General features: G+C 69.6%; 6 protein-coding genes and 5 tRNA genes. 1 reads left to right on the top strand and 10 read right to left on the bottom strand.

What is annotated here, in order from left to right; genetic code table 11:
• Positions 1-83: 83 nt before the first annotated feature.
• From AAHZ94_RS26785 to leuC, 4 genes are all read right to left on the bottom strand, one after another.
• Positions 84-770 carry an HU family DNA-binding protein gene (locus AAHZ94_RS26785; RefSeq protein ID WP_349995934.1) on the bottom strand — a complete coding sequence of 229 codons (687 nt, stop codon included), beginning with the start codon at positions 768-770 and terminating at the stop codon, positions 84-86.
• Positions 771-895: 125 nt separating this feature from the next.
• Positions 896-1141, bottom strand: coding sequence for an SCO5555 family protein (locus AAHZ94_RS26780; RefSeq protein ID WP_349995932.1), 246 nt, complete (start codon positions 1139-1141; stop codon positions 896-898).
• 126 nt (positions 1142-1267) lie between these two features.
• On the bottom strand, positions 1268-1861 hold the full coding sequence (gene leuD / locus AAHZ94_RS26775) for a 3-isopropylmalate dehydratase small subunit (protein WP_349995930.1): 594 nt from the start codon (positions 1859-1861) through the stop codon (positions 1268-1270).
• A 5-nt stretch (positions 1862-1866) separates the two neighbouring features.
• Positions 1867-3291, bottom strand: coding sequence for a 3-isopropylmalate dehydratase large subunit (gene leuC / locus AAHZ94_RS26770; RefSeq protein ID WP_349995928.1), 1425 nt, complete (start codon positions 3289-3291; stop codon positions 1867-1869).
• A 146-nt stretch (positions 3292-3437) separates the two neighbouring features.
• Here leuC and ndgR point away from each other — a divergent pair, with 146 nt between their 5' ends.
• Positions 3438-4154 (top strand): IclR family transcriptional regulator NdgR, encoded by a 717-nt coding sequence (gene ndgR / locus AAHZ94_RS26765; RefSeq protein ID WP_349995926.1) that lies wholly within the window; start codon positions 3438-3440, stop codon positions 4152-4154.
• Positions 4155-4340: 186 nt separating this feature from the next.
• Here the strand turns inward: ndgR and AAHZ94_RS26760 are convergent, their stop codons facing one another.
• The 6 genes from AAHZ94_RS26760 to AAHZ94_RS26735 all read right to left on the bottom strand — a co-directional run bounded on the left by AAHZ94_RS26760 (position 4341) and on the right by AAHZ94_RS26735 (position 5457).
• Complete coding sequence (locus AAHZ94_RS26760) at positions 4341-4835, bottom strand: DUF4188 domain-containing protein (protein WP_349995924.1); 495 nt, start codon at positions 4833-4835, stop codon at positions 4341-4343.
• A 131-nt stretch (positions 4836-4966) separates the two neighbouring features.
• Positions 4967-5039: transfer RNA gene (locus AAHZ94_RS26755), tRNA-Glu, on the bottom strand.
• A 13-nt stretch (positions 5040-5052) separates the two neighbouring features.
• Positions 5053-5124: transfer RNA gene (locus AAHZ94_RS26750), tRNA-Gln, on the bottom strand.
• Between the two features lie 12 nt (positions 5125-5136).
• Positions 5137-5209: transfer RNA gene (locus tag AAHZ94_RS26745), tRNA-Glu, on the bottom strand.
• Positions 5210-5271: 62 nt separating this feature from the next.
• Positions 5272-5344: transfer RNA gene (locus AAHZ94_RS26740), tRNA-Glu, on the bottom strand.
• Between the two features lie 41 nt (positions 5345-5385).
• Positions 5386-5457 (bottom strand) — tRNA-Gln (locus AAHZ94_RS26735).
• Positions 5458-6178 lie beyond the last annotated feature (721 nt).

Below are 6178 nucleotides of genomic sequence, written 5' to 3'. Positions count from 1 at the left end.
GGGCGGGCCTCTGCCAACCCCCCCCCCCCGGGGGGGGGCGCCGGCCCCGGCGAGGTGCTGAGCGAGACGGTGCCGCCGCCGACCTACTTCTTCCTGGCGGTGGTCTTCTTGGCGGTGGTCTTGCGCGCCGTGGTCTTGCGCGCGGGAGCCTTCTTGGCCGTCGCCTTCTTTGCCGGCGCGGTCTTCTTGGCGGTGACCTTCTTGGCCGCGGCCGTGGTCTTCTTGGCCGGCGCGGCCTTGACCGCGGTGGCCTTCTTCGCCGCGCTGGCCTTCTTGGCCGTGGTCTTCTTCGCGGTCGCCGCCTTCTTGGCGGCGGTCGTGGTCTTCTTCGCCGGCGTGACCTTCTTCGCGGCGGCCGTGGCCTTCTTGGCCGTGGCCGTCTTCTTGGCGGTGGCCTTCTTGGCCGCGGCCTTGGCCGTCGTACGCGTGGAAGAACCGCCGGAGAGGCTGCCCTTGGGCGCCTTCTTGACGGCCACATCGTTCTTCGGGAGCTTCTTCGAACCGCTCACCAGGTCCTTGAAGCCCTGGCCGGCGCGGAAGCGCGGCACCGAGGTCTTCTTGACCCGGACCCGCTCACCGGTCTGCGGGTTGCGGGCGTACCGCGCCGGGCGGTCGACCTTCTCGAACGAGCCGAAACCGGTAACCGAAACCCGGTCACCGCCGACGACCGCGCGGACGATGGCGTCCAGTACTGCATCCACCGCATCCGCGGCGTTCTGGCGTCCGCCGAGCTTGTCGGCAATGGCTTCCACGAGCTGCGCCTTGTTCACGTCTTCCCCTTCGGAGACATAGCTGGAACGAATCTGTTCAAGCTTTTTCGCACGTTAGGCAGATATATACCGCAAATCAAACACGAAACGGGCTAATCACCCTTGTGCCGCAACGAACTCGACCTTCACGGAGTTCCGTCGCTGTCGCGATCTTCAGGGAAGCGGCCCTCGTCGAGGTCGTTCATCAACCGGTCCAGACGCCGCGCCGCGCCTGCCAGATCGTGCTTCGCTGCCGCCGTGATGACCAGCAGCTTCCGGGACAGCGCCATCCGTACGCCCTCCGGGACTTGCAGTGAGCGCACCCTTGCATGCGCTTCTTTGAGTTGGCCCGCGACGAACCCGTAAAGCTGGAGTTGGGTGTCGCGTTCCATACGTTGATTGTGCCATCTACAGCGAGTTGTCGCCTCATGGGGCCCCAACACAACGATGCGCCGCCGGTCCGGAGACCGACGACGCATCGTGCCAAACGTGCCCCGTACACGGAGCACCGGGGGGCCTTAGACCTGCGAAGTATGGGGTTTGAAGGCGGGCCGGGCGGCCTCGTACGCAGCGATTTCGGCCTCTTGGCGGAGGGTCAGGCTGATGTCGTCCAGCCCCTCAAGCAGTCGCCAACGAGCGTTCTCGTCAAGCTCAAATTCGGCCGTTACGTCAGCCGCTCGAACCTGGCGGTCGACCAGGTCCACGGTGACCTCGACGCCCGGGTCCGCCTCGGTCAGCTCCCACAGGCGCTCCACCGTTTCTTGCGGCAAGACCACCGTCAGCAAACCGTTCTTGAGTGAGTTTCCGCGGAAGATGTCGGCGAACCGCGCCGAGATGACCGTCTTGAAGCCGTAGTTCTGCAACGCCCAGACCGCGTGTTCGCGCGAGGAGCCGGTGCCGAAGTCCGGCCCGGCGACCAGCACCGTCGCCCCGGAGCGCTCGGGCCGGTTCAGTACGAACTCGGCGTCCTTGCGCCACGCCTCGAAGAGACCGTCCTCGAAACCGTCGCGGGTCACCCGCTTCAGCCAGTGTGCCGGGATGATCTGGTCCGTGTCGACGTTGCTGCGCCGCAGTGGAACGGCGCGGCCGGTGTGCGTGGTGAATGCTTCCATGATCCTCAGACCCCCACGGGAGCGGTTGACGGGGCCAGATCGGCGGGCGATGCCAGCCGGCCCAGCACGGCGGTGGCGGCGGCGACCTGGGGCGAAACCAGATGCGTGCGGCCACCCTTGCCCTGCCGGCCCTCGAAGTTGCGGTTGGACGTGGAGGCGGAGCGTTCGCCGGGCGCCAACTGGTCGGGGTTCATCCCCAGACACATCGAGCAGCCGGCGTGTCGCCACTCGGCCCCAGAGGCGGTGAAGACCTTGTCGAGCCCCTCCTGCACCGCCTGGAGCGCCACCCGTACCGACCCGGGAACGACCAGCATCCGCACCCCGTCGGCGACCTGGCGCCCGTCCAGGATGCCGGCAGCCGCCCGCAGGTCCTCGATCCGGCCGTTGGTGCACGAGCCCACGAAGACGGTGTCCACCTGGACGTCCCGCAGCTTCTGACCGGCCGTCAAGCCCATGTACTCCAGGGCCTTTTCGGCCGCCAGACGCTCGCTGGCGTCCTCGTACGAGGCGGGGTCGGGCACGGCCGCCGACAACGGGGCACCCTGCCCCGGATTGGTGCCCCAGGTGACGAACGGGGCCAGCGAGGCCGCGTCGATGACCACCTCGCGGTCGAAGGTGGCGTCCGCGTCGGTGCGCAGGGTGCGCCAGTAGGCCACCGCCTCCTCCCACTGCTCGCCGACGGGCGCGTGGTCGCGGCCCTTGAGGTAGGCGAAGGTGGTCTCGTCCGGCGCGATCATGCCGGCGCGGGCCCCGGCTTCGATGGACATGTTGCACACGGTCATCCGGGCCTCCATCGACAACTTCTCGATGGCCGCGCCGCGGTACTCGATGACGTAGCCCTGGCCGCCACCGGTGCCGATCTCCGCGATGATCGCGAGGATCAGGTCCTTGGCCGTGACGTCCGCGGGGAGCTCGCCCCGCACCGTGATGGCCATCGTCTTGAACGGGGCCAGTGGCAGCGTCTGGGTGGCCAGCACGTGCTCCACCTGCGAGGTGCCAATGCCGAACGCCAGCGCCCCGAACGCCCCGTGGGTGGAGGTGTGACTGTCCCCACACACCACCGTGGTGCCCGGCTGGGTCAGCCCCAACTGGGGCCCGACCACGTGGACCACGCCCTGCTCCACGTCGCCGAGCGGGTGCAGCCGCACCCCGAACTCGGCGCAGTTCTTGCGGAGCGTCTCCAACTGGGTGCGGGAGACGGGGTCCGCGATCGGCTTGTCGATGTCGATGGTCGGGGTGTTGTGGTCCTCGGTCGCGATGGTGAGGTCGGTCCGCCGCACCCTCCGCCCCGCCCTACGGAGCCCGTCGAACGCCTGCGGGCTGGTGACCTCGTGCAGCAGGTGGAGATCGATGAAGAGCAAGTCGGGCTCGCCCTCGGCGCGCCGAACGACGTGATCGTCCCAGACCTTCTCCGCCAGTGTCCGTCCCATCGCTGTCCCTCCGGGCGGCGTCGCTGCCGACCCAACTCGTGTGTTCGTGGGAGCGCCGCCCTGAATGCCCGGCGCCGTCTCCAGATTGGCGGCTGCCGTGAAAATTTGAACTTGCGTTTCATACTGTGAGACGCGAATATCGTTGCATGGACAACTCTAGCGGCGTCGGCGTACTCGACAAGGCGGCTCTGGTACTCAGCGCACTGGAGGCCGGCCCGGCCACCCTCGCGAGCCTGGTCTCCGCGACCGGCCTGGCGCGCCCCACGGCGCACCGGCTCGCGGTGGCGCTCGAACACCACCGGATGGTGGCGCGCGACATGCAGGGCCGGTTCATCCTCGGCCCGCGGCTGGCCGAACTGGCCGCTGCGGCCGGCGAGGACCGGCTGCTGGCCACGGCGGGGCCGGTGCTCACCCACCTCCGGGACGTCACCGGTGAGAGCGCCCAGCTCTACCGGCGCCAGGGCGACATGCGCATCTGCGTCGCCGCGGCGGAGCGGCTGTCCGGGCTGCGGGACACGGTGCCGGTCGGTTCGACACTGCCGATGAAGGCGGGTTCGGCCGCCCAGATCCTGATGGCCTGGGAGGAGCCCGAGCGGCTGCACCGCGGGCTCCAGGGCGCCCGTTTCACGGCCACGGCGCTCTCGGGCGTACGTCGCCGGGGCTGGGCCCAGTCGATCGGCGAGCGGGAGCCCGGCGTGGCCTCCGTCTCGGCGCCGGTACGGGGCCCGTCCAACCGCGTGGTGGCCGCCGTCTCCGTCTCGGGCCCCATCGAGCGCCTCACCCGTCACCCCGGCCGCATGCACGCCCAGGCGGTCATAGACGCAGCGGCGCGCCTCTCGGAGGCACTGCGCCGCGCAGGCTGACGGGCCCCGCTCCGCGCCGCCCCGTGCGCGATGGGACGCCGCGCCCCGTACGCGCTGTCGCGGCGTCCTGCCGCCGGCACCGTACGGGGCGGGGCGCGCCCGGCACTGCGCTCGGGGCGGGGACCACGCGGCGGGGCGCTCGGCTCACGTGTCAGGGGTGGGAACGGGAATTGCGAGTGGTGGGGTTCATCGCCCTAGGCGCTGGGCCGCGCGATTCCTGCGGGACGTTACGGGGACGACGCCGGCGACTTCGCCGAGGCCGTGCAGCGGCATGTCGACGTAAACGCTCTCGTAGCAGCCGGCCCGTACCTGATAGGTCTCGTGCCACATGCCCACACGGCCCCTACTGGTGCGGACCCGGCGTTGGAATGCGGCCCAGGCTGGGTGGTGTTCCTGGGACGGATTGGCGGCGTACGCCAGGAGCTTTTCCATGGATTGCCAGTACTGCACGAGGTGGATGCCCCGCGGCGGGTCGATGAGCGTGCGGTGACCCAGGAGTCCGCTCTCGTCCGTCGACAATTCGCGCAGCATGCGTGGCATGGCGCGGAGGACGGGCAACCACGCGTTGATCGCCGAGAAGCGGTTGAAGCGCATTCCGATGAGAAAGACGACCAGGTCACCGTGGGCGTCTGCGGTGACTCGCCCGGGGATGGGTCCGATGTGTGCGCCGTTGCTGGCCATCGGGACACTGTGCGGGAGGCTCCGGGCGCAGCGCCAGACCCGCGGCCCCGTGAGGGCCGTGGAGGCGGCAGAAGCGAGAAAGCAAAAGAAATGGCCTTCCCGAATTACCGGGAAGGCCATTTCTCTTTCTGTACCCCCGACCGGATTCGAACCGGCGCTACCGCCTTGAGAGGGCGGCGTGCTAGGCCGCTACACAACGGGGGCCTGAGTTACTGCGCTGGGCTACCAGGACTCGAACCTAGACTAACTGAACCAGAATCAGTCGTGCTGCCAATTACACCATAGCCCATGGTATAACCAGTACCCCCGACCGGATTCGAACCGGCGCTACCGCCTTGAGAGGGCGGCGTGCTAGGCCGCTACACAACGGGGGCCCTAGCGATCCATTCATCGTCGCCTCCGGGATATCTCCGGATGGTGACGGGGTCAGGATCAGTACCCCCGACCGGATTCGAACCGGCGCTACTGCCTTGAGAGGGCAGCGTGCTAGGCCGCTACACAACGGGGGCGTGTCACTACAGGATCAAGGAGTCTGACGAGAGATTCCTTGCTGGGCTACCAGGACTCGAACCTAGACTAACTGAACCAGAATCAGTCGTGCTGCCAATTACACCATAGCCCACCAAAACTCAAACCCCCTGCTGGGGATTCTTGTTTGGCTTGCGCTTTCCGTTGGGGCTCCATGGCCCCTCGCGGGCGGCGCAGGAAGAACATTACCCGACAGGGGGCGGGGCACCAAAACCGATACCGCATCCACGGGCGGCCCCGCAGGCGTTCTCGGTGGGCCGGACTGCCGTGCGGCGCCCGGTGCACACAGGGCTGGCGCCCGCCCCCTGCTGCGCCCCGTGGCGCCGTACGGAGCGTGCCAGGGCGGGCGTGCCCGAACGTCCGGAGCGGTCCGTCGCCCCGGTCCCACCGTCCGCAACGTCACCCCGGCTTCGGCGGCCCGCCATGTGCGGTGCAACGGGGCGCGGCGGACGAGTCACCACGGGCCCGTACGGGGCGGGTCCGCCTGCGCCGTACGGGCCGTACGCGACGGGGCCGCCCCGTGCCCATCTGCGCCATGCCCATCCGCCCCGTACCCACCTGCGCCGTGTCCGCCGTAAGCGACCGGGGCTGCCCCGTTCCCGCCCGTACGCGGCCGGGCCTGCTCCACGCGACGCGCACGGGTGTCGGTCTGTGCCACGGAGGGGCGGGGCGGTCCTGTGGCTCCGTGCGGCCACGGTCGTGGGGCGCCGCGCGCGGGTAACGGAGCGGGGGGGGGGGGGGGGCGGCCCGCCCCCCGGGGCCGGCCGCCGGCCGGGGCCGCGCGGGGCGCCCCGCCGCGGAGGCCCCCGCCCCCC

Source organism: Streptomyces sp. HSW2009, assembly GCF_040240285.1.
Classification (GTDB): Bacteria; Actinomycetota; Actinomycetes; order Streptomycetales; family Streptomycetaceae; genus Streptomyces.
The sequence above is the reverse complement of the archived record's forward strand: the minus strand, read 5'-3'. Positions and strand labels throughout refer to the sequence as shown.

Excerpts from the sequence above, each read along its gene's own strand:
- AAHZ94_RS26780 (WP_349995932.1), bottom strand. The coding sequence starts at position 1,141 with ATGGAACGCGACACCCAACTCCAGCTTTACGGGTTCGTCGCGGGCCAA.
- leuD (WP_349995930.1), bottom strand. The coding sequence starts at position 1,861 with ATGGAAGCATTCACCACGCACACCGGCCGCGCCGTTCCACTGCGGCGC.
- leuC (WP_349995928.1), bottom strand. The coding sequence starts at position 3,291 with ATGGGACGGACACTGGCGGAGAAGGTCTGGGACGATCACGTCGTTCGG.
- ndgR (WP_349995926.1), top strand. The coding sequence starts at position 3,438 with ATGGACAACTCTAGCGGCGTCGGCGTACTCGACAAGGCGGCTCTGGTA.
- AAHZ94_RS26760 (WP_349995924.1), bottom strand. The coding sequence starts at position 4,835 with ATGGCCAGCAACGGCGCACACATCGGACCCATCCCCGGGCGAGTCACC.